The organism is Sedimentisphaera salicampi (assembly GCF_002117005.1).
Classification (GTDB): domain Bacteria; phylum Planctomycetota; class Phycisphaerae; order Sedimentisphaerales; family Sedimentisphaeraceae; genus Sedimentisphaera; species Sedimentisphaera salicampi.
Map to the genome: position 1 here is coordinate 1,193,032 of NZ_CP021023.1, position 22,107 is coordinate 1,215,138.

Genomic DNA, 22,107 nt, shown 5'->3' on the forward strand with positions numbered 1-22,107 from the left:
AAAAAGAATTATACGCATCACTGCGTAAACCCAAACTTTATAGCACTGTTAATGAACTATCAAATCGACTGTTATATTAGCATTTCTCAGGGGGGATGTCAAAGGAAAAAAATAATTTTTTTAAAATTTTTTATATAACGGATTTCATCGCGGAAAAATGGGGGTATTTTCACGAATCAGAACATCTTATCGAGCCTTCTGTAGCTCACCGCCTCCCCGATATGTTCGGGCCTTATCGCCTCGCTTCCGGCAAGGTCTGCGATAGTTCTGGCAAGCTTGCAGATCTTATCGTGAGCCCTTGCGCTTAGCGAGAGATCGTTCATAGCGCTTTTGAGCATAAGTTCGGATTTCGGCTCAAGCTCGCAGAAAACTTCAATCTCCCTGTGAGACATCCCTGCATTAACCCGCCTGGAATCACCCTTGAAGCGATTTCTCTGCACGTTCCTCGCCTGATTAACCTGACCTCTCATACTTGCGGAGCTCTGCCCCTTGGCTTTATTACGCAGGGCTCGATAATCCACCGCCGGCACTTCAATCTGTATATCGATCCTGTCCAGAAGAGGCCCGGAGAGCTTGGAGAGATACTTCTCAATCTGGGCGGGTGTGCAGCGGCATTCCTTCTGCGTGGAGCCGTAGTAGCCGCAGGGGCACGGATTGGCAGAGGCTATAAGCATAAAATCTGCAGGAAATGTAACCGTGGCCTGCGCTCGGGCTATCGTAACCTGACTGTCCTCCAGAGGCTGGCGAATCGTTTCAAGCACATTTCGAGAGAATTCTGGAAACTCATCGAGAAACAGGATTCCGTGATGAGCGAGGCTCAGCTCGCCCGGCCTTGGATGGGCAGACCCGCCGATAAGGGCAGGTGCGCTTGCAGAATGGTGCGGACTGCGGAAAGGCCTCGTTGCAATCAGGGCCTGCTCCCTCTCGAGAAGCCCGACAGAGGAATATATCCTCGTGGTTTCGAGCGATTCCTCCAGCGAAAGCTCCGGGAGGATGCTCGCAACGCGTTTGCTCAGCATAGTTTTCCCAGAACCCGGAGGCCCCATCATCATAACATTATGCCCGCCTGCAGCGGCTATTGTAAGGGCACGCTTAACCGTTTCCTGCCCCTTCACATCTTCGAAATCTATATCGTATTTGCGTTTTATCTCAAAGAGCTTGTCGATATCTGTATAGGTGGGCTCTATTGGCAGATTCCCCGAAAGAAAACCCACTGCCTCTGTCAGCGAGCCTACGCCGAAGATATCTATCCCCTGCACTACCGCTGCTTCAGGGGCATTCTCTATCGGCACTATCATCCTCTCAAAGCCGGCGGCCTTTGCGCTCATTGCCATGCTCAAAACGCCGTTTACCGGCCGGACTCTCCCGTCGAGGGCCAGTTCGCCTACCATTATCTCATTTTTCAGCCCTTCAAGCTGCACAGCCCCGCTTGCGCTGAGAATCCCAACTCCAATTGAAAGATCAAATGCAGGGCCTTCCTTCTTGAGGTCTGCCGGAGCAAGATTAACTGTAATCTGCTCGAAAGGATACTTGAAACCGCTGTTGATTAAAGCGCTTCTAACCCTCTCACAGCTCTCCTTGATAGCTGCATCCGGAAGCCCTACAATAAGAAGGCGTGTATCATCTCCGCTTATGTGCACCTCCACCTCGCAGATATGCCCTTCAATCCCCGATAGTGTAAGGCTGTTCAGTCTGGCAAGCATATAGCCTCCTGTCCGAATTAAATGAACATTTTGAAGTGATTCTATTCGTAAACAACCTAAATTACAACCTTTTTTCAAAAAAGCGAAGAAGTGTGCGTAAATTTTTATAGGTAAAATGCAAATCATCATCCTGCAATGCTTTGCAGAATTTATTGCTGTCTATTTACTGAGCCAGTCCGCCGAAGGCGGAGCGGAACAAGCGGATAGATTCGTAGATTGTGGCCTGTGGCGAGCTGCAAGTCCGCCTGCGGCGGATGGCAGAGTTGCTCGTTGCAAAATCAATAGTGAAAAATTAGTGGAGATTAGTGGCAGAAGAAAATCTGTGTAACTCCGTATCGCTGAGTCTTGTCTGTGATGAACGTCTGCTGTCCACTTATTTTCCGCCTTCGGCGGACAGGCTCTCCGCCTGCGGCGGGTCTTCATGCGTGGCTCGGTTTAAATATTAGTTTCGTGAAGTCGCTGCGTAATACTAACGACAATCAGAGCCGTGCGTGGAGTCCGCCGAAGGCGGACGGAGCAAGCGGATAGATTCGGTTTTAAAAAGCTTTGCCAAAAAATATTGTCGCACACGCGAAGAAAACCCGATGTGCGGACGAGCAGATTCTGCCATACAGAAACCCTTCAAGAACCTCGTTAGCTTAGTGGTAAAAACAAAAAAAAGCGGATTATCATACTGTAACCGCTAAACTGCATCTTCTTCAGGCATCAAAGTGAATTTACTGAGCTTAACGCCCTTCTGAGCGGCGAGCTGTTCTGAAAGCAGCTTGATGTTTTCCGCTTCCCCCTTTGTTATAATCACTTCCATACAGCTTGAATGGCTCAGGTGCACGTGTGTAGAAGCGATCACTTCCATTATGTGATGGTGCTGGAGGTCGGTAAGTTTCTGGGCGAGGGCTGATTTGTGGTGGTCGTAGATCAGGGTTATGCAGCCAACAGCTCTTTTATCGGGCTTGGTGAGCTTTTCTTCTGCGAGTTTCTGCCTTATTAAATCCCGTACCGCTTCAGACCTGTTCTTCGCTCCGGAAGCCTTTATTAAGCTGTCAAACTCATTCAAAAGCGACTCTTCTATAGAAACGCCTATCCTCTCAATATCCATTTTACCCTCTCATCCCTGCTCAACAGGGGCAACGCAGAATATATAAACAAGCGGTTTTTCGCCGGTGTTTTTTATATCGTGAAGCGTATGAGGCGGTATATAACAAACTTTCCCTTCTCCCACTTCATAAGGCTTTTTATCCTCGCCGATAAGGGCATGCCCACAGCCTTCAAGGAAAACGAGCGTTTCTTCATGGGCTTTAGTGGAGTGCTCCCCGCAGCTTTCTCCCCCCTCCAGGCGAACCCTGCCCGAGCGCATGCCGTATGTTTGTGGAACGCCTTCGAGAATCGGCTGATATTTTCCGTCTTGAAGGAGATCGGTAACCTTAGTATTAGAAGCCATTATTTTTTCCTTTAGTTTTTTCTTGAATATGAAATTTTATAGTTTAGAGTATCTGTTGCTACGATTTTGAATTTTTTATGCGCTTTGTCAAAAGAAAATAATATTTTTTGGGAGAAACTTATGCTCAAGTCAACGCTAATTTGTGTTTCACTTCTCACCTGCTCGGCAATTTTTGCAGCAGGCACCTCACCTCAGCTTGTAACTCACGAGCAGCTTCAGGCAGTTCACTCAGACGGAACGAGCTCTTTTGATGATTCCGGGCCTCTGACGGTTTCGGTGGAGGGGATTCTGCTGAACAGCCCTGAAGAGTATTTAACCCCAGACCCTAATTCCACAGAGCAGCCATGGTTTATGGGCGGTCAGTGGCAGATATACGTTCAGGGAGAAGGCTCAGACCATGCGGGTACGGCCTGCTGGATGGGGCAGAACTACGGCAACGGCCCTGGCGATGAGAACTACAAAAATCAGCAGTGGCTCGATGAATTAGCAAGGCTGAACAGGGACCCGCAGACAGGCCATATCTTCCGCCCGGGAGACAGGGTGCGCGTAACCGGAACCTACCTCTTCTATGCGGGCAAGCTCAATATAAACGAAAACCACGAGATCAGCGAGGCGTTCGATTTCACGGTAGAGCTCTTGGAGCCGGCTGCCGGCCTGCCTCAGCCTGAGGAGATTCAGCTCAGCGACGTGAAGAATCCCGATAATACAGATCTTTTCGACGAAACACGCAATACAGGCGGGGAATATTATCAGTCGAGGCTGGTTAAGCTGGAAGATGTGGAAATCACAAATCCGGAAAACTGGGCACCAGGGGCTGAGCTTACCGCCTCAAACGGAAACGGCCTTACTCTTCCAGTAAAGCTGGGGCTCGGAAAAGGCTTCGAAAACTACTCCTGCCCTGAGGGGCAGATCGATATCGTGGGAGTGTTCGATCAGGAAGCCCCGGGATACCCCCCAGATTCTACAAAAGGCTACAGGCTGGTCGTCCTAGACCACCACGGCAGCAGCGAGGTTTTAGGCAGCTTAGATACGAACAGAGGCAATAAGCCAGCAGATATCAACGGCGATTTTATCGTTGATATAGAAGATTTTGCAGAGCTGAGCCTGCACTGGCTCGAAACAGCTTCGGGGCTTTATTAGACTCTTTGAAGATTAAGCAGTTAAATCAAAAGAAGATGAAATGATAAATAAAAAGCCTTCAAAAGCTTTTACAATGATAGAGCTTCTGGTGGTGATATCGATTATCGCCCTTCTGATATCGATATTGCTTCCGGCTCTTTCTCTTGTTCGCGAGAAGGCTTCAGTTGCGAGGGTGAATGCTGAGCTCAGGCAGATTGGAATCTGCATTGAGATGTACACCGAAGATAACGGCGGCAAACACCCTCCAACCAGAGAGGACTGCTCCGTTCGCTGGCACGACCACCAGCTCCCTCCCGAACTGGTGGAAGGGGGATATTTATCTCCGCCGGAAGAGAAGAGCGGGATGTCCGCGGGGATAGAAGACCCGTACAACAAAGGAAATACATACAAATACAGAGCAGTTGGGGAGCTATATCAGAACGGCCGGTATATGGAAGATTTGAAGAAATCTTACCTTTACGTGCCGAAGGGATTCCCTGCTGAAAATCCGAGAAGCAGACCAGAGAGCGACATAAAATACACAAACCCGAATGTATCCCCTGTTACGTGGGTGCTCTACAGTCAGGGGCCGGAGTTTGATCAGTGGCAGATGATAAAGGAAAAAAACGGCCCAGTGCCGAGGCGAGTATGGTACGACAGCAAAGAGAGAAAAGGTGTGATAGTTCGAATGAAACTAAGAGGCAAGCCGTATGACCATATCGGCACATTCAAAGATTAGGTTAACTGCCGTATTGCTTGCTGCGGCGGCGATACTTTCCGCTCTGCTTTCCGGCTGCGGCAGCAAAGAGCAGCAGAAGGAAAAGCGCGCAGCAAAATACGCCTCAGCGAATTCATATCTATCTTCGGCTCTCTCGCATATTACTGGAGAACCTGAGGGAATAGTTAATCTCGTCCCGCCGGGTATGTGTCCCGGGCATTTCGATATCTCACCTTCGCAGGTGAAAGAGCTTTTCAACTGCAGAATCCTTTTCCTCTTTGATTTTCAGGGGAATATAGAGGATTCTGTTCAAAGGATTTCCCAAAGAGGGCTCAAGCTCAAGAAACTTAAAGCTCAGGGCGGTATGTGCCTGCCGAAGACTTACGAAAACATAATATCCCAGCTCTGCAGGCTGCTTGCAGAAGACAGCCCGGAAACAGCAGAAATGTATAAACTGCGGAAAACAAAGATTTCAGAGCAAATCGAGAAGTTCTCCGCTGATACACTTAACAGCTTCAAAGAGGCAGGGCTTCAAGGCAAAAGGGTAATATGCTCTGAGCATCAGGAAGCCTTCTGCAAATGGCTCGGGCTGGATGTTATCGCATCATTTTCAGGCCGCGATACAGTAACTCCGGCTCAGATTAACGAATGTCTCAAATCAGCAGAAGGCAGGCAGATCGATTTTGTAATTGCAAACAGACAGGAAGGCACAAAGCTTGCCGAGGCAATAGCAGAGAGAGTGGGGGCAAGAACGGCAGTTTTCAGCAATTTCCCCTCGCCTGATGCAGGCGGGCTCTCATACTTTGCAATGGTTGAGAATAATATTCGCTCTATTACGGAGGCCGGGAAGTAGTTTTGGGGGCTGGGCTGAAAATCCGCAATCTCAGCATAAGAGCTTCGGGACGCGAGATTATCAAAGATATAAATCTCAGCATCTTTCCCGGGGAGTATGTGAACATTATCGGGGCTAACGGAGCAGGCAAAACCACCCTTCTCAAGGCCGCTGCGGGGCTTAAAAGGCCGACATCCGGCGAAATTATCTTCAATGACAGATCAATTTACAAACTCGGCTGGTGGAGAAAAACAAATCTCCAAAAACAAATCGGCTATATACCTCAGTCCGCTGAATACAATTCAGAGCTTCCCTTCACGGCAGGCGAGGTGGCGGCGATGGGCAGAGTGAGCGCCAGACGGCTATTTGAAAGGCTCACCAGCGAAGACGCTGCCTGCGTGGATGAATGGTTAGAAAAACTGCATATCAAAGAACTAAAAAACCAGCCTTTCAGCAGCCTTTCGGGCGGCGAGAAGCAGAAGGTGCTTATAGCAAGAGCTCTCACCCAGAACCCCTCTCTTTTGATACTCGATGAGCCCTCTGCTAATCTGGATTTCTATTGGAAAAAAGAAATCTCAAGGCTCGTGAAAGATCTGCAGAAGGAGCTTGGGATTACCGTGGTTATGGTGTCTCACGAGATCTCAGCAATCCCTCAGGACAGCGATAAAACAATTCTGATAAGAGATGGGGCTCTTGCAGAGCAGGGCTCTTCTGAGAAGGTGCTCGCATCAGAGGAGTTCGAGAAGGTTTACGGCCGCAGGCTGAGGCTCTCAAACTCCCAAACTGAAGGATTCTTCGAGATTCCAGGCTTCAAGGCGGAGGACTGATTTTGGATTCATTCTTCTATTTGGTGATATTTGCAGGAGCGGTTGCAGGAGCGAGCACGGGCTTTCTCGGGGTGTATATCGTTGGTATGCGTATGCCGTTTATAGGAACGTGCATCTCGCACGCAGCCATGGCAGGCACAATCTTTGCCCTAATCTTCCAAATCAGTCCTGCTATAGGGGCGATTGCGTTTTCCCTGCTTGCATCAACTTCCATGGCAGCAATTCCGCCGGAGCGGTCCAGGCTCGATACCAACGTGGGCCTTGCGATACTCTTCTCATTCCTTCTCGGTCTCACGTTTCTCGGAGTAGGGCTTATGGAAAACAGCCGTTCAGAGATGCTGGGGCTTCTCTGGGGGAGCCTGCTTTTCGTACAGAAAGATTCCGTTGCAGCTATATGCGCAGCAGCCGTGCTGATTGTGATATTTGCGTTTCTTTTCGGCAAAGAAATGAAGGTTCTGCTTTTCAGCCGCTCGATCGCAGCGGCCACAGGCATCCACGAACGCCTTGTTTACTGCATATTCCTCGCCCTCTGCGGGATTACGATTTCCGTGAACCTGCAAATCGTGGGCGGGCTTATGGTTTTCAGCCTCATCACAAACCCCGCTGCTGCTGCGTATCAGGTTTGCAGCAAACACAAAACCGTAATAATAGCAGCAAGCGGATTTGGTATGCTTTCAACCGTTTTGGGATTTTTAGTTTCATACTGGTTCGACCTGCCCTCCGGTGCGTGCATTGTGCTTCTGAGCACGGCTGTTTTTGCAGGTGCTGCAGGCTGGAGAAGGATAGCCGAATCGGGCAGTTTCCTAAAAGCCGGATAATACGCTCATCTCGAATCGCCCAAAAAAGCAGGAATATTCAGTCCGCAGAGTTCACATATTGTTCAGAATTTTGCGGCAAGCGGCAATTGATTTTTGGCCAGCTTTGGGTTTGTGCTTGATAGTCCGTGTTTATCTTTCCCCTGCGAAAAGGCCTGCACTTTCTAACCGCATTTCCAATCTTTAGGTTTTGCGGTTTATCTACCTTCCCATCTATTGAGGTGTTTCCAGTGTGATTCTCGGATCGCCCATGAGGCACCAATCGTAAGCCTGATCGCCTTCAGCATCGGTAATCATAAAGGTTATGAACCTTGTATCTTCAACAGGCAGCGACACATCAACCGCTCCATCAGCAACAGTTGTGTTCTCCCGCGAATAACGAACCTCTCCGTCAAACAGCAGATACCAGCTCAATTTCACTTTCGCCCTTTCGAGAGTATTTTCAGGTATTCCGATTCGAGCCTCAAATTTATCCAGAGGTGCGAAATCCACATACTCCCGCATCTGTTCCAAATCAAAGGTGATCCCTGAGTTTGTGTGCATATAGACAGCGGGATGTTCTTCAGTGCCGTACTGAACATCGCCGAGGTTTAGCGGATAACACGCCAAATGAGGGCCGTATGGTTTTACCTTATACTGCCCGCGGTATTTAGGCCTTTCGCTTATGCTCGGGCCGTTGGCTGCTATGGTGAAGAAAATAGAGTTGGTCTCACTGTCCCAGCTGAATTTATGCCCTTCAGAATTTATCACCGCAGATTTGCCTGAGGGGACAAAAACCCCGTCTATAAACGGATTATCCGGCACTTTGTTGTAGCCGCTTTCGCCTTTTCTTAAACCTGAAACGCCTTCGTAGCTGGTTTCATAACTGCCGGTGTTAGGCAGATATCCGGAGCCTATTTTTCCGGTGCCGAAGCCGGTTCCGCCGCCTGTTATATCTGCGAGGTCTATAAATCCTTCACCTCGCCACATTATCCCATTTTCTTCAGTTATGTGTCGTATGAAGCTGAAAGGCTTAAGGTCTGTAAGCGATACTTTCCCATCTGAATCGGAAACATTTATTGCAGTTCCCCCTGTAACATCCATACTCACGCGGTCAAAGCCGTTCAGCGCGGCTACTGTGGTCTTGCCGTCGAAAACATGGAGCTCGGTATCTCCGTTGAGCATGGAATGGATGCCGAATTCTGTGCCGAGATCTACCACGTTGGTATTTCCCGATTTCACTGCAAACCCTATAGCTTTCTGAGGCACAGTGGCATAGAGCATACCATAGTCGAGGTCGATCCTGTCTTCTGAAACAATCTTGTATTTTGCAGGAGCCTCTATCGTGATAATCGCCCCGTTATCGAAAAGCATCTCAAGACAGCCCTCATCAAGCACTGTAGATTCTCTGGAGATAAATATATTCTGTCCGGAGGCAATCTCTTTGCCTGAATTAGAACGTACATCCAGCGCATCGCTTATTTTGCCCACAGAAGTAGGGTTGAAATTTGCCTGAAAGATCTGAGGGATTGTAATTATTGCTATAAGAGCAGCCACGCAGGCCGCAAAAAGATAAATCTTATACTTTGGAAACCTCTTTACATTTTTACTTTCAGCCTCTATTATGCAGTTTTCTGAGGAGGGGCATTGTTTGCCTTTTTTGCCCAGTGACGGGGCGTTTCGCTCCTCTTTGAGAAGCTCTTCAAACATCTGCTCTGTTATATTCAAACTGCTGCGTTCTACATCCATCAGCTCGGAAACACCGCTTGTGCGGAACCTGCTGTAGAGGTTCACAAAATCAATATATATCCCCCTCGCCTGCGCATCAGATTCGAGAATGTCAGCGAGCTGCTGCTGCATCTTCTCGGTTGCTGAGCCGTCCAGATTGGCCAGTATCAGAGCGTATAGATTTATGTTTTGCCCGTTAGAGTTCATTCTGTCCTGCCATTTTCCTGCGAACACAATTCATTAAAAGCTTATGTATCCTTGCAAGGGCGTAATGGGTTGCCCTTGTAGATTTGGAGATCTTGGCTCCAATGCTTTTTAACGTGAGGTTGTCTTCATACCTCAATCGAATTATGTCTTTATCCAGAGTTTTTAATTCTTTTAAGCATACCTCAAGCAGTTCTGTCCGCTCATCAACAGGCTCTGCATTGCAGTAGTCCTGTTCGAGAAGCTCTAAAAGATTGCTGCTGAACTTTACTTTTCTGTTCTTGTTTTTCTTGTAGAAACTGAGCACCTGATACTTTGCGATAGTCATTGCCCAGCTGCTGAAGTTCATTGTTTCCTTGTAATTAGGAAACTTCTTCCACATTACGGTAGTTACTTCCTGCATGATATCATCAGCATCGTTGCTGTTTGATACCATGGAAAGTATAAAAGCATACACACGTTTCTCGTGCTTCATAAGCAGCCTCAAGAAGCGGTTGGTATCTTCACTGCGTTTGTCTTCATTAAACTTTTCCATTTCTCTGTATGCCTTTATCCGTTAGGGGCATTATTTTACAAAAAATATTTTGGATTTAACAATTTTTTTCTTTTTCTTGAGTTTTATCCCTCAATAACAATACCCTTTTCTTGATAAATACATTTCAGTTTATTATAATCTCTGAAGTTGGAGCATTGAAAATGATAATATTATTAGTCTCGGTGCGGAAATGATTTGGAACAAAGAAATCGAGCAGATGCCTCTGAATAAGCTTAAAGAGGTGCAGTCTGCCAGGCTTTCAAGGCTGGTAAAATATGTTTACCAGAATTCGGATTTTTACAGGGCGAAGCTGGATAAAGATGGCCTAAACCCCTCACACATCAACGGGCTTGAAGATATCGAAAAGCTCCCATTCACAAACAAAACAGACCTTCGAGACAGCTATCCCTTCGGCCTTTTCTCAACAGATGTAAAAAGGCTCTCAGAGGTGCATGTTTCCAGCGGTACGACAGGAAACCCTACGGTTGTGGGCTACACAAAGGAAGACCTGCAGCTCTGGGCTACTGTAGTGGCGAGGTGTCTTTGCCTTGCCGGCGCAGAGCAGGGCGATATGCTTCAGGTGGCCTACGGATACGGGCTGTTCACAGGCGGGCTCGGCCTTCATTACGGCGGAATCGAGATGGGGCTTACAGTGATCCCCGCTTCCAGCGGCAACACCCAGCGGCAGCTCAAGATGATGCAGGACTTCAAGCCCCGAATCCTCGCCTGCACACCCAGCTATGCTTTGTATATGGCAGATGAGGCGCGAAAGTCCGGCCTGGATCCGGCAGAGAGCAGCTGGGAAATAGGCATCTTCGGGGCAGAGCCCTGGAGCGATTCTATGAGAGATGAAATCGAAGAATCTCTCGGCCTTTTAGCAACCGATATTTACGGGCTCAGCGAGATAATCGGACCGGGCGTATGCCAGGAATGCACATATAAAGACGGCCTGCATATATTCAGCGATGTATTCTATCCTGAGATTATAGACCCTGCCACAGGAAAACAGCTCCCGCCCGGAGAAGACGGCGAGCTTGTAATCACAACTCTCACTAAGGTGGGGATCCCGCTTATCAGATACCGCACGAGGGATATAGTGAGTATGGATGTCTCGCCATGCAGGTGCGGACGCACCAGCCCCAGACTCAGCAAGATCAAGGGCAGAACTGATGATATGATGATTATCAGAGGGATTAATGTATTCCCGTCTCAGATTGAAGATGTTCTGCTAAGCATAAGAGGCACTCAGCCTCATTATCAGATAATCGTTGACCGTGCTTCTAACGGGATGGATACGATAGAGCTTCAGGTTGAGGTGGAGCAGCAGATGTTCTCCGATGAGATCAAGCAGCTCGAGGCCCTTGAGAGACAGATTAAAGAGAAGATGGATTCGGTGCTCTCGCTGGGAGTGAATGTAAGGCTCGTAGAGCCCGGTACAGTGGCAAGGAGCGAGGGAAAGGCTAAGCGAGTTATCGATAAAAGAGGCCAGAGATAATCCCGCAATTTTGTGAGGTGAATAATGAAGATTACTCAGATTTCAGTTTTTCTTGAGAACAGAGCAGGAAGGCTCTCTGAGGTGTGCCGGCTTTTCGGCGAAAACAATATAGACATCAGGGCGCTGAATATTGCAGAAACCGAATCTTTCGGCGTAATGCGGGTGATTGTGAACAAGCCCGAGAAGGCAATCGAAGTTCTGCAAAGCAGCAACGTAACTGCAAACATAACCGACGTGGTGGCAGTGGAGATTCAGGACCGCCCGGGCGGGCTTGCTGAAGTGCTCGATACGATTACCGACAACGGGCTCAACGTAGAGTATATGTACGGCTTTATGGAAAGGCAGCAGGGCAAGGCGATTATGGTTTTCCGATTCGAAAAACCCGAAGAGGCAGCCAAGGTTCTCAGCGATAAAGGGCTGAACGTCTTAAGCAGTGATGTAATTCTTTAGTAAGCCCTGCCTCAAAGCAGCTTTTGCCCGAAGGCGAACAATATCGCCTCTAAACCACTACTAATAATTGATTTTGATTCAGTTAGGATTTATTTATGCGCAGAATTTTTATAACTCTCGTTCTGATCTCTTCAGCACTGCTTGCAGGCGGCGAGAAGGTTGACAAACTTATATCAAAGCTCGAGAAGCGTGCTGATTCTATCAGCTCATTTAGAAGCGATATAAAATACACCATAAAAGAAGATAACGGGATTTTCAAGACTCAAACAGAGTATTCAGGCAGATTTTCCTTCTACAGAAACACTAAAGACGGGGAAAAAAGAGAAAAGGCGGCCGTAGTTTTCCTTACAAAGAAAAAAGATGACGGCAAGGCAAAGAAGGAAAAAAAGAGATACGTTTTCAACGGCGTATGGCTTGTGAAATTCGATTATCCCCTCAAGCAGGTCTCCAGATTGCAGCTTGCACCTGAAAACGAGCCTATGGACACCTTAGACCTCCTGGCAGAGGATTTTCCGTTAGTGGGCTTCGGGAGCAGGGAGAAGCTCAAAAAAGACTATCAGATTAAACTGATTGAGGAGAATGATAAAAAATTCACCCTCAGCCTCAAGCCCAATAAAAAGAGCGACAAGAAAAAAGAGCTCATTATTGAGATTGATAAGGAATTGCTTGTTCCCCAGAAGATAACCGCAAGGCTCAAAGATGAGAGCGAAACAATGCACATCAGCTTCAGCAGCGTAAAAATAGATGGAAAAATCGAAAAGAAGGATTTTTCCGTTGAAACTCCTCAAGGTTTTTCAGAGAATATAAAGAGATTAGAAAAAACCGGAACTAAATCAAAGGAAGAAAAAAATGGCTAAAGCACTTGTAATATACTACTCACGCAGCGGAAATACCAAGCTTATGGCTGAGATGATCTCTGAAGCGATGAATGAGGGAAACCTCGACACTGAATGCAAGGCTGTTGCAGATGTAACAGTGGAGGAGATGGCAGAGGCTGATGCTCTTGTGCTCGGTTCGCCAACCTACTACGGCCAGATGGCAGGCGAGATGAAAAAACTGCTGGATGAGACTGTGAAAAGGCACGGACGCTTCGACGGGAAAGTAGGCGGGGCGTTTACGAGTGCCGTGAATGTTGGCGGAGGAAACGAAACCACGCTTATGGGAATCCTGAGCTGTCTTCTGGTGCATGGATTTGTGATACAGGGCGACCCTCAGGGCGACCATTACGGGCCTGTCTCACTTTCCAAACCAAACGAAAGAGCCCAGAAGCAGTGCAAAAGATTCGGAAAGAGAATCGCTCAGCTCACCCTCAAACTCGCAGAATAAAGTTCCAAGCCTCTAATGGACTCAGGGGGGCGAGCCAATTGGGAGTTCAAAGCCATATCGCTGGACTCTCGTGTAGAGTGCAGCAGTAATCAGTTTTCCGCTGATTCGCTGCCCCTTCGGCAGATTTATTGCGAGGCCCCTTTAGCAGAGCTTAAAATGTTAATCCGCTGCCGCTCTTGTTTTGCAGCCTCCCCGTTCATTTAGCATTTTGAAATCATTTTTTCTTGACTTCACCGGTGTAATTTGAGATAATTTAATCGCAATAGAAAAAACCGCAGAGGGAGGCGTTTATGAATTTGACTGTTCTCAAAGACGGCGAGAGTGTTAATGAGCTTCGTTTCGACAGCGGCCCGATCAGGGTTGGCAGGGAGATTGGTTCTGAAGTTTTTCTTCCGGATTCATCTGTATCCAGAAAGCACGCTGTTATCTACAACGACGACGACAACAACTGGGTAATCGAAGACCAGCACTCCTCTAACGGCACAAAAATCAACGGCAAAGAGATCTGGAAGGCTATCCTCAAGCCAGGGGATGTTATCAACATATCCTGCTTTGAACTCAGGCCTCGGATTCATAAGGACAAAGAGCGTCCGAGAGCTGCCCACCTTGAAGACACGGTCGTTGAGGGGCTGGATGTTTCAGACAGCGTTGAGATCAAGAGCAGGGATATAATCACGCGTAATATGCGTTCTGATGACAACCCCATGCTCCGCCTTAGCAACGAGAGATTCCGCAAGATCCGCGAGCACCTTGCAGATGTGCTTATGATAGACGAAACACCAAAACTGCTCGAATACTGGGTAAGAACGGTAATAAAAGACCTCCACGCATGCCATTGCTGGGCGGGAGTGCTCAACTCTGAAGCCACGAGCGTTCTCGAATCTTACGGGAGAAACAGAGACAGCACAAAAGTTACCTTCGACGACATTAAACTGAACAACCATATCATATACTCAATCAAACAGATGGAGCACGTGCTTGTGCCGAGGATGCTTCGGGCAAATCAGAAATTCAATCTCCGCTCTGCACTGATTGTCTCGTTCGTACTTGAAGACAACACGCGGTTTGCAGCCTATGTTGACAACACCTGCGAACAGGAACATTACGCTATCACCGACCTCGATTATCTGGTGATATTCGGCGAGACAGTAGCAGCCAAGATTGATGCTGTAATAAAGAAATCCGCTGAGCAGTAAGGCCTGATTTTTAATTCTTTTTGAAATTTTTTCACAATTATTCTTGATATAAACAGCTGAAACATTAAAATCCCCTTTCTCTTTTGCCCAGGTGGCGGAATTGGCAGACGCGCTAGGTTGAGGGCCTAGTTCCCGTTTTAGGGAGTGCTGGTTCGACTCCAGTCCTGGGCATTTCGCCCTTCTTTGTCTGGTTATGCAAGGAAGGGCTTTTCTTTTGCAAACTCTTGCAATCGCAAGGGTTTACATCACTGCTTGCCCTGCCTTCCTGTGAGTCCGTGCAAACCTGTGCAGCTCTATTCTGCACCGGATTATGCACCGTTTTTTGCACCGCCTTTTCAGCCGATTTCAATACTGATAATTTTGCGCCCTCTTGAATGTCTGCTTCTGTTAGCTGAGCGTAATGCTGCAAGGCGATTTCCGGTGTGTTTCCTATCCAAGAGCAAACCGCTTTAACATTTCCATTTGTCAATTTGAAGAGTTCAGTCTCTCTTGAGCTTCTGCAATTCTGGAAAAGTTTCGGCCAAGGTTTGATTCCTGCCCGCTTGAGAATTCTCGTAAATTGCGTTCTCAGGTTCTCGCCTCGGAGCTTTGATACAACATACTCCTGCCCTGACTCTGCCTGCTCCAAGGCCTGTGTGAGAAGGCTCTCAAGCTCCGGAAACAGCGGAACGATTCTAATGCCTCCGCCTTCGTGGTGCTTTGTTTTTTGAGCGTGAACGGTAAAAGTCTTTTTGTCAAAGTGCACATCTTCCCACCTAAGCCCGAAAGTCTCTGATGGTGTTCTAAGCCCGCCAAACCTTGCAAGGGCGAATATGAGCTTCCATTCGATTGAAGGGCAGGCCTGTAAAATTTCCTCTGCAAGCTCCGGCGTTACGTAAAAGAATCTTTCAGGATTCGGCATTATTGTAATTGCCTGATTAAGGAAAGGATTCTTGTCGATAACTCCGCTGTCTACGGCAAATTTGAAAATCTCTCTCATAAGCCTGATGCTCAGGCGGGTTGAATTTTCATTTAATCCGCCTGCCTTCTGAAGGTAATATCTGAATCTCAGGGCAAGCTCAGGGGTAACTTCGTGTAAATGCTCGTTTCTGAAAAACGCTTCAATCTTTCTCTGCGTGCTGTAATACTTTTTGATTGTGTTCTTTGAAAGAGCGGTGTTTGATTCTTTAAGCTTGATATATTTTGCCGTCCATTCTTTAACCGTGTAATCCTTTGGTTTCTCTCTCGGTTCAATGAGATTGAGCTTTTCGAGTCTGGAGCGAATACCATCAGCGGCGTTGTTTATCCATTCAGCGGTTGCGGAGCTGCAAGCCTGCCCGCTTGCTCTGGAGCGGATAAGATTCTCAATATTGAGCTTGCAGGCGGCGGCCTCTCGTTTGGTGAGCTTGCCAAGCGATATTTTCGGGCGGCTGATATTCTCGCCCGGACTAAGCTGCACATAATACCTGCCGTTTGATTTGATTAAACTCGCCATTATTTCCCTCGCTTTTGGAGTTCATATCCGAAATATTCGAGAAGGTCTTCAGCGTTCTTTAGAGATATGCAGGGCTGTTCTGAATGGTAAACCTTCCAGAGTATCTGTTCCGATATTCCGCTTTCCTTCCAGATCGCATATCGGGTTTTCTCTGATTTCAAAAGCTCTTTTCTGATTGTTTTGTAAATATCCATAATCACAGTGTACTCTCTTTCAATAAAGTATTCAAGCATTATTTCAAAAATTTATCTTTCCCGAATAACCCGCAGGCCTCCGCCGTTAAACAATGCACCGGCTTTTATTATTATAGATTATTTTTATCCTTTGAAATTTTTCTGCGCAAAAATATGTTTTCCTTCTGTTTTCCTCCTCTTTTGGCTTATCTCTAAGCGTATATTGATTGAGAGGGTGGCTAATACTTAGAATACTGTTATATACAACAGAGCCCCCAACTTTCAAAAAATCCGTTTTAGAAGCTCTCAGGGGCATAACCTCTGTTGTCCAAAGTTTACAGCGCTGCCTGATTCCGGCATAACCTCTGTTGTCCGTAACAGAGGGGCTCTGTTGTCAACAACACCTGCAACTAAATCAAATTTTGCAGTTTCGGCCAAACTTATTGCCCTTTTTGAAACCGTGGGGCTGCTTCGGGGGAGGCTTCGCCGGCTCGAATTCACTTGTTCCATACTTCCGCCAACGCTCTGAAATCCAAAAGCTATTACAATTGCCTTCAAGTCCTCCACCCCTCTCGATGTTTATAAATCCAAGCTCTTCGAGATGGTCAATTGCATTTTTGAATCTTCGCTCGCCGTATCCGAATTTTTCCTTCGCCTTTTTGTACGGAAACACTATCTGCCCGTTGTTTGCGATACTCCACTGCACGTGTTTGCCATTTGAGTTTCTGTTCTTTACCATTCGGCGGCTTGCGTATAGCTCCATTAAAACAACGTGAGCTGTCGCCGTCTTAATATCCCTGAAGGCCTTGCTTGAAATAAGGCCTGCTGGAAGTACAATGTTTAGCTTTTTAGTCTTGCTCTTGCACATTTCCGCTCAAGTCCTCCTCTGGAGAGTTTTGGCGTTCTCTAAGGGCTTCGGCGGCAGGGCTCAAGGGGTACAGGGGGCAGCTGGTATTTTCGCATTTGCGAGCCTCTGAGGCCTTCCAGCCGAAGCAATGAATGCAATGGCATTTTATAGCCTGCTTTGCCGAAAGTTTTCCCGCAATCGCTCTCTCATACATTTTGCGATATCGTTTGGGAATATCTTCAGTTTTCATTTCTTACACCTCAAAATAAAAGCTTCAAGGTCTTTAATGTCGAAGCGAACGGCTCGCCGCAATTTCACTTGTGGAAGCTGGCCTGATTTTTTCAGGCTTGCGATTGTCCTCGGGGAAACCGAAAGGAATCCAGCAGCCTCTTTAACAGTGAGCAGCCTGCGGCTTTGAGCTTTTTCTTTAGCTTGCATTATCCACCTCCTGTATCGCTGCTTTTACATCTTTGATATAAAAGGCAGGTATGCAACGAGTTTCGCCGATAACAGTGGTTTTAGAGGGGTCAAGCCGTCCTGAAAGATAACAATCCTCAATACGCTGAGAATCAACATCGAGGATTTCCGCCAATTCGTGAATTGTAAAAAAGTTTTTTAGCATTTTAGCTCCCGTAAAAAATTTTTAATTCCGGCAGCAACTGCTGCTGCCTTTGTAATGGGGAGCTGTTCTAATGAAATGCGGCAAAATGCGGTTTTGCAATAACTTAGCGATTTTTTTTATTCTAATCTATTCTAAGAATAAGAAGGAATCAATCAGAGGGGTACATATTGAAATCAGGCTCTTTCTTTTGCTCTTCGTAAATCCCAAGTATCTCTTCTCTGTTCTCAAGATTTTTTAGAGCTTCCTGCCCGCTGCCTGTGTGATTATTCACTTGCTCGGAGGGGGCAACGCTGCCCGTATATTCTCCCCGCCCCTTCTGCCGTTCTTTGCAAATCTTCCCTTCTGCCAAGAATGTTTTATATGCCTTGCTTGAATAAACGGCTTTTCGCGCAGATTTAAAATCTCTATATCCAAGCTTAGGCTCGATATGCGCTGCTATTTCCTTAGGAATAACCGGCAATCCAGTTTCTTCAAAACGCTGTATTACAAATTTCCTGATTGCCTTCTCGGCTTCCTTTTTAGCAGGGTTCTTTTTCTCTCGCTCCGGCTTGCCGGCCTGCTGTTCCTGAGAGAGTTTGCCGGCCTGCTCAATAGCTTCGTAAATATCCGTCCAAGAGTATTCGCTTAGCTCTTCCCCGTGAAATTCTTTCCGCAGAAAACGGCGGATATTTGAGAGCTGCCCGCTCCCAACAACAGAGATGATCGTGTTCTTTTGTTCAGGCGTGAGAGGCTCTCTCGGTGATATGTGGATATTTAGTTTCCTGCCTCCGGATAAAGCGCTCTCAAGGGGCTCGAAGCCGTTCTCTGTCAAACGGTCGAAATCCTTCTTTTTGATAATATAAATATAGGTCAAATCCTCGTTTGCTTGAGCAGCAAGCGGATATACAGGGGATATGTAAACGGGTTCTCGTATTGCTTGAAAGAGCGGAAAGCTTTCTAAAGATTCGATGGTATCTGCTAAGTCGCAAATCCTTGCAAATAAGGGCGGAGATGGAAATCTTGCTTCTTTTATCTCGCTTGCAATTTTCTGAGCTTGAATAAAACTACACCTCGATTTTACAGGTATGCCTTCGCCGGTACGGAAAAAAACTCGCTCGGCAGCGGCTTTTGTAAATCTTATAAATTCAGGGCTCGGGGCTGAAGTTTCGTTTTCGATATTGTTAAAGAAGGCCTGCGGAGATGTCCATTCGTGAGCGTCTGCAAAGTCTAAATATAAGGCTTCAAGCTCCGCTCTAAGCTCTTCGATTTCGCCGGAAGTATCTACCTCGCATAGATGTTTTAAGAGATTCCATAAGCCTGCCAACTGTTTATAAATTGCGTCCTGCATATTTGCCGTCTTTCTGCCGCCTTAATAAGTAATGGTGAGCTTCGCAAGACGGCAAGCAAAGCCCACCTGAGCGGGTAATTAGTCCGCTCGTTTAAGATTATACTGTTTCCGGAAAACATTTCAAAAGAGCCGGCCTTTTGGCGATAATCAGCGGTTTTATAAGAAGCTTTGAACCATCCCGCAGGATTAGGGGATTTAGGGGAACGTCTTCAAGGTATATCCTGCAGAATGGGGGAAATGGGGGAACGTCTTAAAGGTATATCCCGCAGAAACTCGAATTATTTTCGGCCTTAAATCGCCCGTTTCTGACTGCTGCTCCAGCCGGTTAAAACCGGCCTGACAATACCGTAAACGCTTTTTGGTGATTGAATAACCAACTTTCACCCTACCTCCCATTTTTGCCAAAAAAATTGCTTGCTTAGGGCTGTGGTCTTCAGGCCTTCGGTCTGTAACAATTTGATATCCCCCCATAGCTCACCACCGAATAAGACAGCTCTGCTCTACCTTGAAACAATATCCGCTGCCCGGATTCTCTCGGCGGTATCGTTTCCATAAATGCTGGAGATGTTCGTTCGAAATTCCTTTAGCTTGAAAGCTTCGAACCACATCGCCTCTGCTCGCTCTCTCGTAGTCTCTGCGAAGCTTGTGGCTCTCTATAACCTGCTCAAAGCGTTCATAAACCGAATCATCTTCAGCAGCTCGTTTCAAATCTTCGCTAAGCTCTTCCGCTGAAATAAAGCTCTTCGATAATTCTTCCGCTGAAATAAAGCTCTTCGAAAGCTCTTCCTCTGTGGGCGAGTTCATAAAAATATCATCCATCATTCAGCCTCGTAAATTAAAATATCATTTCAGCTAAAGTTATCAGTCCGCCGGCTGCAAAAAAATAAATCACAAGAACCGTCCAGCCGCCTGCGATTAGGAAAACTGCTCTCAATAAATCCATCATTTTTTACCTCGTAAATAGTTTATAATATTATCCTTTATCCTGAGCGGTGCTGCTCAAGCTTCCGATTATCAAATCGAAAATCTGCTGTTTGATACCTTCCGGAACGGCAGGCCATAGCTTCACAATCTGCTGCAAATCTTTTGAAAGTTCGGAAAAGTGCACCGGATTATGCACCGCCTCAAAATCGCTGATTTCATAAATGCTTTTATTCTGGTGGGTTAAAGAAACCGGTTCGACTCCAGTCCTGGGCATTTTTTATGCGCTGCGAGAAGCAGCAGATGAGTTTGCAGGGAAGCAGGATCAGCTTTTGGCAATGCTCCCCCCTTGATTACGCTGTTTTTATGTAAAAAATTCAGTATCGCATCTGCAAAAACCGGACGAAGCTTATCAGCCCCCTCCCGCAGCTCACAATTGATATCCCCTTCCCGCTTGTATATGTACTAAGCTAAAATCATCAGCAGAGTTAGTGTTTAGCGAATCTTAGGGACATTCAGCTTAAGAAAATATCAGTTTATAAAGGCCTTGCCCAGAAATGCCGCACACATTCAACCGGCATAAATTAAACAAAACTTGATACCCGAATATTTTATCTTACAATTTACAGCCGGAATAAAATCGGCTCAGGCTCGTTTCAACGTGCAGCGGCCGAATAAGCATTATAACAAAAGCGAGTAATTATGAGCGGCATAAAATACAAAACGATAGTCGGCCTTGAGATACACGTTCAGCTCAAGACCAAAACAAAGATGTTCTGCAGCTGCCCGACCGGTTTCGGGGGCGAAGCCAACACCAGAGTATGTCCGGTATGCCTCGGTATGCCCGGCACGCTTCCGGTAATGAACAGGCAGGCCTACGAATATTCCGTGCTTGCGGGGCTTGCTCTGGGCTGCGATATCCCCCGATATACGAAGTGGGACAGGAAGAATTATTTCTACCCGGACCTTCCCAAGGGCTATCAGATAAGTCAGTACGACCTTCCTATGAGCGAGAACGGGACGATTGAAATCCCCGCAGACGAGGGGGGCACAAAAAACGTACGGATTATCCGGGCGCATCTGGAAGAAGATGCTGGAAAAAACAGCCATGAAGCCGCCGACTATTCGCAGGTGGACCTCAACCGCGCCGGGACGCCTCTTCTGGAAATCGTAACCGAACCGGATATGAACAGCGGCGCAGAAGTTCGGCATATGGCCACAGAGCTGCAGAGGATTGTTCAGTACCTCGGCGTATCCGAGGGAAGTATGCAGAAGGGGCATATGCGTTTTGAGCCGAATATCAATCTTCAGATTGAAAAAGACGGCAAGCAGTACCGCACAGCTATCGTTGAAGTGAAAAACCTCAACAGCTTCAAGGCCCTCGAAAAGAGCGTGGACTACGAGACAAAACGCCAGCTCAATGAGTTTATGGAAAATGGCAGCGTATGGGAGAATACCCCCAAATCCACAAGAGGCTGGGATGCGGACAGAGAAATAACGCTTCACCAGAGAAACAAGGAACTTGCAAACGACTACCGCTATTTTCCCGATCCGGATTTAGTGCCTGTGGAGCTGGATGAACCGTGGTTTGAACAGATAAAATCCAGGCTTCCGGAGCTGCCGATAGAAAAGGAAAAGCGGTTCATAAGCGAGCTTGGGCTCAGCGAATACGATTCATCTGTGCTCACAGCCCAGCGAGAGATGGCAGAATACTTTGAGAACGCAATAAACAGCGGCGGCTCAGCCAAACGGGTATGCAATCTGCTCACTCAGCACGGTCTCAAGCGGGCGAAAGAGGCCGATAAGTGCTTCGTTGAATTTAGCATACCCGCAGAGAAGATTGCAGAGCTTGCGAGGATGATGGATGATTCCACGGTAGGCTCTTCGGCAGGCGAGAAGATTCTCGATGCGATGATTGATTCGGGAGGCGAACCGATGGAGCTTGCAGAAAAGATGAATCTTATTCAAAAGAGCGATGCCGGTGAGCTTGAAGGGATAGTCAAAGAGGTATTTGAGGAGAATCCCAAGGCCGTGGAAGATGCCAAATACGGCAAAAAGCCAAAGAAATCACGCGGCTTCCTTATGGGGCAGGTGATGAAAAAATCGAAGGGGCAGGCGAATCCGAAGGTGGCAAACGAGATTATAGCCAAACTTCTTGACGGATAAAAACCTGCTTGCAGTTTTGATAGTAATAAAGCCTCCCCAATTATCTGGGGAGGTTTTGTTTGGCATGCTGCAAGGTCTCCCCTGTCCGCCTTGTCCTCTATGTCCTAATCATAAAAACTCACACCACCAAGTTAATGAACATTCAGGGCAAACCCAAAAAAAGGCGGAAGAGATATACCCTTCCGCCTTCAATTCGGAGACTTTTAATTTAG

Annotated in this window: 24 protein-coding genes, 1 tRNA gene and 1 pseudogene; 12 read left to right on the forward strand and 14 right to left on the reverse strand. The window is 47.1% G+C overall.

Annotated features, from left to right (window positions below):
* Positions 1-176: 176 nt before the first annotated feature.
* The 3 genes from STSP1_RS04415 to STSP1_RS04430 all read right to left on the reverse strand — a co-directional run bounded on the left by STSP1_RS04415 (position 177) and on the right by STSP1_RS04430 (position 3,141).
* Entirely contained in the window at positions 177-1,703 is a 1,527-nt protein-coding gene (locus STSP1_RS04415; RefSeq protein ID WP_085755189.1) for a YifB family Mg chelatase-like AAA ATPase, read from the reverse strand.
* A gap of 682 nt (positions 1,704-2,385) precedes the next feature.
* Entirely contained in the window at positions 2,386-2,799 is a 414-nt protein-coding gene (gene nikR / locus STSP1_RS04425) for a nickel-responsive transcriptional regulator NikR (protein WP_085755191.1), read from the reverse strand.
* 9 nt (positions 2,800-2,808) lie between these two features.
* Positions 2,809-3,141 carry a cupin domain-containing protein gene (locus tag STSP1_RS04430; RefSeq protein WP_085755192.1) on the reverse strand — a complete coding sequence of 111 codons (333 nt, stop codon included), beginning with the start codon at positions 3,139-3,141 and terminating at the stop codon, positions 2,809-2,811.
* A 120-nt stretch (positions 3,142-3,261) separates the two neighbouring features.
* On the opposite strand from STSP1_RS04430, the gene STSP1_RS04435 reads away from it, so the two are divergent.
* Genes STSP1_RS04435 through STSP1_RS04455 form a run of 5 tightly spaced genes read left to right on the forward strand, consistent with a single transcriptional unit; the run spans position 3,262 to position 7,455 of the window.
* A complete protein-coding gene (locus STSP1_RS04435) occupies positions 3,262-4,281 on the forward strand; it encodes a hypothetical protein (protein ID WP_085755193.1) in 1,020 nt (339 codons plus the stop codon).
* 40 nt (positions 4,282-4,321) lie between these two features.
* Complete coding sequence (locus tag STSP1_RS04440) at positions 4,322-4,999, forward strand: type II secretion system protein (RefSeq protein WP_085755194.1); 678 nt, start codon at positions 4,322-4,324, stop codon at positions 4,997-4,999.
* Positions 4,971-5,831, forward strand: coding sequence for a metal ABC transporter substrate-binding protein (locus STSP1_RS04445; RefSeq protein ID WP_085755195.1), 861 nt, complete (start codon positions 4,971-4,973; stop codon positions 5,829-5,831). Before STSP1_RS04440 ends, STSP1_RS04445 begins: the two co-directional genes overlap by 29 nt.
* Positions 5,832-5,833: 2 nt before the next feature.
* Positions 5,834-6,637, forward strand: a complete 804-nt coding sequence (locus STSP1_RS04450) for a metal ABC transporter ATP-binding protein (protein WP_085755196.1) — start codon at positions 5,834-5,836, stop codon at positions 6,635-6,637.
* 2 nt (positions 6,638-6,639) lie between these two features.
* On the forward strand, positions 6,640-7,455 hold the full coding sequence (locus STSP1_RS04455; RefSeq protein WP_161491604.1) for a metal ABC transporter permease: 816 nt from the start codon (positions 6,640-6,642) through the stop codon (positions 7,453-7,455).
* A gap of 210 nt (positions 7,456-7,665) precedes the next feature.
* Here the strand turns inward: STSP1_RS04455 and STSP1_RS04460 are convergent, their stop codons facing one another.
* Together STSP1_RS04460 and STSP1_RS04465 are read right to left on the reverse strand one after the other, a co-directional pair.
* Positions 7,666-9,366, reverse strand: coding sequence for an NPCBM/NEW2 domain-containing protein (locus STSP1_RS04460; protein ID WP_085755198.1), 1,701 nt, complete (start codon positions 9,364-9,366; stop codon positions 7,666-7,668).
* A complete protein-coding gene (locus tag STSP1_RS04465) occupies positions 9,356-9,898 on the reverse strand; it encodes a sigma-70 family RNA polymerase sigma factor (protein WP_085755199.1) in 543 nt (180 codons plus the stop codon). The genes STSP1_RS04460 and STSP1_RS04465 overlap by 11 nt, the downstream gene beginning before the upstream one ends.
* 190 nt (positions 9,899-10,088) lie before the next feature.
* On the opposite strand from STSP1_RS04465, the gene STSP1_RS04470 reads away from it, so the two are divergent.
* The 6 genes from STSP1_RS04470 (at position 10,089) to STSP1_RS04495 (ending at position 14,536) form a co-directional block, all read left to right on the forward strand.
* Positions 10,089-11,393 carry a phenylacetate--CoA ligase family protein gene (locus STSP1_RS04470; protein WP_085755200.1) on the forward strand — a complete coding sequence of 435 codons (1,305 nt, stop codon included), beginning with the start codon at positions 10,089-10,091 and terminating at the stop codon, positions 11,391-11,393.
* 24 nt (positions 11,394-11,417) lie between these two features.
* On the forward strand, positions 11,418-11,843 hold the full coding sequence (locus STSP1_RS04475; protein WP_085755201.1) for an ACT domain-containing protein: 426 nt from the start codon (positions 11,418-11,420) through the stop codon (positions 11,841-11,843).
* 95 nt (positions 11,844-11,938) lie between these two features.
* Positions 11,939-12,700: a LolA family protein gene (locus STSP1_RS04480; RefSeq protein ID WP_085755202.1), complete on the forward strand. Its 762-nt coding sequence runs from the start codon at positions 11,939-11,941 to the stop codon at positions 12,698-12,700.
* Positions 12,693-13,169 carry a flavodoxin family protein gene (locus tag STSP1_RS04485; RefSeq protein ID WP_085755203.1) on the forward strand — a complete coding sequence of 159 codons (477 nt, stop codon included), beginning with the start codon at positions 12,693-12,695 and terminating at the stop codon, positions 13,167-13,169. Before STSP1_RS04480 ends, STSP1_RS04485 begins: the two co-directional genes overlap by 8 nt.
* A 290-nt stretch (positions 13,170-13,459) precedes the next feature.
* The gene (locus STSP1_RS04490; protein WP_085755204.1) at positions 13,460-14,365 is read left to right on the forward strand and encodes an FHA domain-containing protein; all 906 of its coding nucleotides are present in this window, start codon (positions 13,460-13,462) and stop codon (positions 14,363-14,365) included.
* Positions 14,366-14,450: 85 nt separating this feature from the next.
* A tRNA-Leu gene (locus STSP1_RS04495) sits at positions 14,451-14,536 on the forward strand.
* A gap of 415 nt (positions 14,537-14,951) precedes the next feature.
* Here the strand turns inward: STSP1_RS04495 and STSP1_RS12820 are convergent.
* The 9 genes and pseudogenes from STSP1_RS12820 to STSP1_RS04550 form a co-directional block, all read right to left on the reverse strand.
* Positions 14,952-15,839: pseudogene (locus STSP1_RS12820) on the reverse strand (tyrosine-type recombinase/integrase); the annotation flags it as partial.
* Positions 15,839-16,072, reverse strand: coding sequence for a hypothetical protein (locus STSP1_RS04505; RefSeq protein ID WP_085755205.1), 234 nt, complete (start codon positions 16,070-16,072; stop codon positions 15,839-15,841). The pseudogene STSP1_RS12820 and the gene STSP1_RS04505, both read right to left, overlap by 1 nt.
* Before the next feature lie 355 nt (positions 16,073-16,427).
* A complete protein-coding gene (locus tag STSP1_RS04515; protein ID WP_085755207.1) occupies positions 16,428-16,880 on the reverse strand; it encodes a hypothetical protein in 453 nt (150 codons plus the stop codon).
* Positions 16,861-17,109 carry a hypothetical protein gene (locus STSP1_RS04520; RefSeq protein WP_085755208.1) on the reverse strand — a complete coding sequence of 83 codons (249 nt, stop codon included), beginning with the start codon at positions 17,107-17,109 and terminating at the stop codon, positions 16,861-16,863. Before STSP1_RS04520 ends, STSP1_RS04515 begins: the two co-directional genes overlap by 20 nt.
* Positions 17,106-17,297: a helix-turn-helix domain-containing protein gene (locus STSP1_RS12825; protein ID WP_085755209.1), complete on the reverse strand. Its 192-nt coding sequence runs from the start codon at positions 17,295-17,297 to the stop codon at positions 17,106-17,108. Before STSP1_RS12825 ends, STSP1_RS04520 begins: the two co-directional genes overlap by 4 nt.
* Complete coding sequence (locus STSP1_RS04530; RefSeq protein ID WP_085755210.1) at positions 17,287-17,481, reverse strand: hypothetical protein; 195 nt, start codon at positions 17,479-17,481, stop codon at positions 17,287-17,289. Before STSP1_RS04530 ends, STSP1_RS12825 begins: the two co-directional genes overlap by 11 nt.
* 148 nt (positions 17,482-17,629) lie before the next feature.
* Positions 17,630-18,808, reverse strand: coding sequence for a hypothetical protein (locus STSP1_RS04535; RefSeq protein WP_085755211.1), 1,179 nt, complete (start codon positions 18,806-18,808; stop codon positions 17,630-17,632).
* Positions 18,809-19,282: 474 nt separating this feature from the next.
* Positions 19,283-19,630, reverse strand: coding sequence for a hypothetical protein (locus STSP1_RS04545; protein WP_123806982.1), 348 nt, complete (start codon positions 19,628-19,630; stop codon positions 19,283-19,285).
* A 151-nt stretch (positions 19,631-19,781) separates the two neighbouring features.
* Positions 19,782-20,006, reverse strand: a complete 225-nt coding sequence (locus tag STSP1_RS04550; protein WP_085755214.1) for a hypothetical protein — start codon at positions 20,004-20,006, stop codon at positions 19,782-19,784.
* Between the two features lie 425 nt (positions 20,007-20,431).
* Between STSP1_RS04550 and gatB the strand changes: the two genes are divergently transcribed.
* Positions 20,432-21,895 carry an Asp-tRNA(Asn)/Glu-tRNA(Gln) amidotransferase subunit GatB gene (gene gatB / locus STSP1_RS04555; RefSeq protein ID WP_085755215.1) on the forward strand — a complete coding sequence of 488 codons (1,464 nt, stop codon included), beginning with the start codon at positions 20,432-20,434 and terminating at the stop codon, positions 21,893-21,895.
* Positions 21,896-22,107: the final 212 nt, after the last annotated feature.

Bases quoted from the DNA above. Each gene is read 5' to 3' on its own strand.
- STSP1_RS04415 (WP_085755189.1), bottom strand. From the start codon at position 1,703: ATGCTTGCCAGACTGAACAGCCTTACACTATCGGGGATTGAAGGGCAT.
- nikR (WP_085755191.1), bottom strand. From the start codon at position 2,799: ATGGATATTGAGAGGATAGGCGTTTCTATAGAAGAGTCGCTTTTGAAT.
- STSP1_RS04430 (WP_085755192.1), bottom strand. From the start codon at position 3,141: ATGGCTTCTAATACTAAGGTTACCGATCTCCTTCAAGACGGAAAATAT.
- STSP1_RS04435 (WP_085755193.1), top strand. From the start codon at position 3,262: ATGCTCAAGTCAACGCTAATTTGTGTTTCACTTCTCACCTGCTCGGCA.
- STSP1_RS04440 (WP_085755194.1), top strand. From the start codon at position 4,322: ATGATAAATAAAAAGCCTTCAAAAGCTTTTACAATGATAGAGCTTCTG.
- STSP1_RS04445 (WP_085755195.1), top strand. From the start codon at position 4,971: ATGACCATATCGGCACATTCAAAGATTAGGTTAACTGCCGTATTGCTT.
- STSP1_RS04460 (WP_085755198.1), bottom strand. From the start codon at position 9,366: ATGAACTCTAACGGGCAAAACATAAATCTATACGCTCTGATACTGGCC.
- STSP1_RS04465 (WP_085755199.1), bottom strand. From the start codon at position 9,898: ATGGAAAAGTTTAATGAAGACAAACGCAGTGAAGATACCAACCGCTTC.
- STSP1_RS04470 (WP_085755200.1), top strand. From the start codon at position 10,089: ATGATTTGGAACAAAGAAATCGAGCAGATGCCTCTGAATAAGCTTAAA.
- STSP1_RS04475 (WP_085755201.1), top strand. From the start codon at position 11,418: ATGAAGATTACTCAGATTTCAGTTTTTCTTGAGAACAGAGCAGGAAGG.
- STSP1_RS04480 (WP_085755202.1), top strand. From the start codon at position 11,939: ATGCGCAGAATTTTTATAACTCTCGTTCTGATCTCTTCAGCACTGCTT.
- STSP1_RS04485 (WP_085755203.1), top strand. From the start codon at position 12,693: ATGGCTAAAGCACTTGTAATATACTACTCACGCAGCGGAAATACCAAG.
- STSP1_RS04490 (WP_085755204.1), top strand. From the start codon at position 13,460: ATGAATTTGACTGTTCTCAAAGACGGCGAGAGTGTTAATGAGCTTCGT.
- STSP1_RS04505 (WP_085755205.1), bottom strand. From the start codon at position 16,072: ATGCTTGAATACTTTATTGAAAGAGAGTACACTGTGATTATGGATATT.
- STSP1_RS04515 (WP_085755207.1), bottom strand. From the start codon at position 16,880: ATGTGCAAGAGCAAGACTAAAAAGCTAAACATTGTACTTCCAGCAGGC.
- STSP1_RS04520 (WP_085755208.1), bottom strand. From the start codon at position 17,109: ATGAAAACTGAAGATATTCCCAAACGATATCGCAAAATGTATGAGAGA.
- STSP1_RS12825 (WP_085755209.1), bottom strand. From the start codon at position 17,297: ATGCAAGCTAAAGAAAAAGCTCAAAGCCGCAGGCTGCTCACTGTTAAA.
- STSP1_RS04530 (WP_085755210.1), bottom strand. From the start codon at position 17,481: ATGCTAAAAAACTTTTTTACAATTCACGAATTGGCGGAAATCCTCGAT.
- STSP1_RS04535 (WP_085755211.1), bottom strand. From the start codon at position 18,808: ATGCAGGACGCAATTTATAAACAGTTGGCAGGCTTATGGAATCTCTTA.
- STSP1_RS04545 (WP_123806982.1), bottom strand. From the start codon at position 19,630: ATGATGGATGATATTTTTATGAACTCGCCCACAGAGGAAGAGCTTTCG.
- STSP1_RS04550 (WP_085755214.1), bottom strand. From the start codon at position 20,006: ATGCCCAGGACTGGAGTCGAACCGGTTTCTTTAACCCACCAGAATAAA.
- gatB (WP_085755215.1), top strand. From the start codon at position 20,432: ATGAGCGGCATAAAATACAAAACGATAGTCGGCCTTGAGATACACGTT.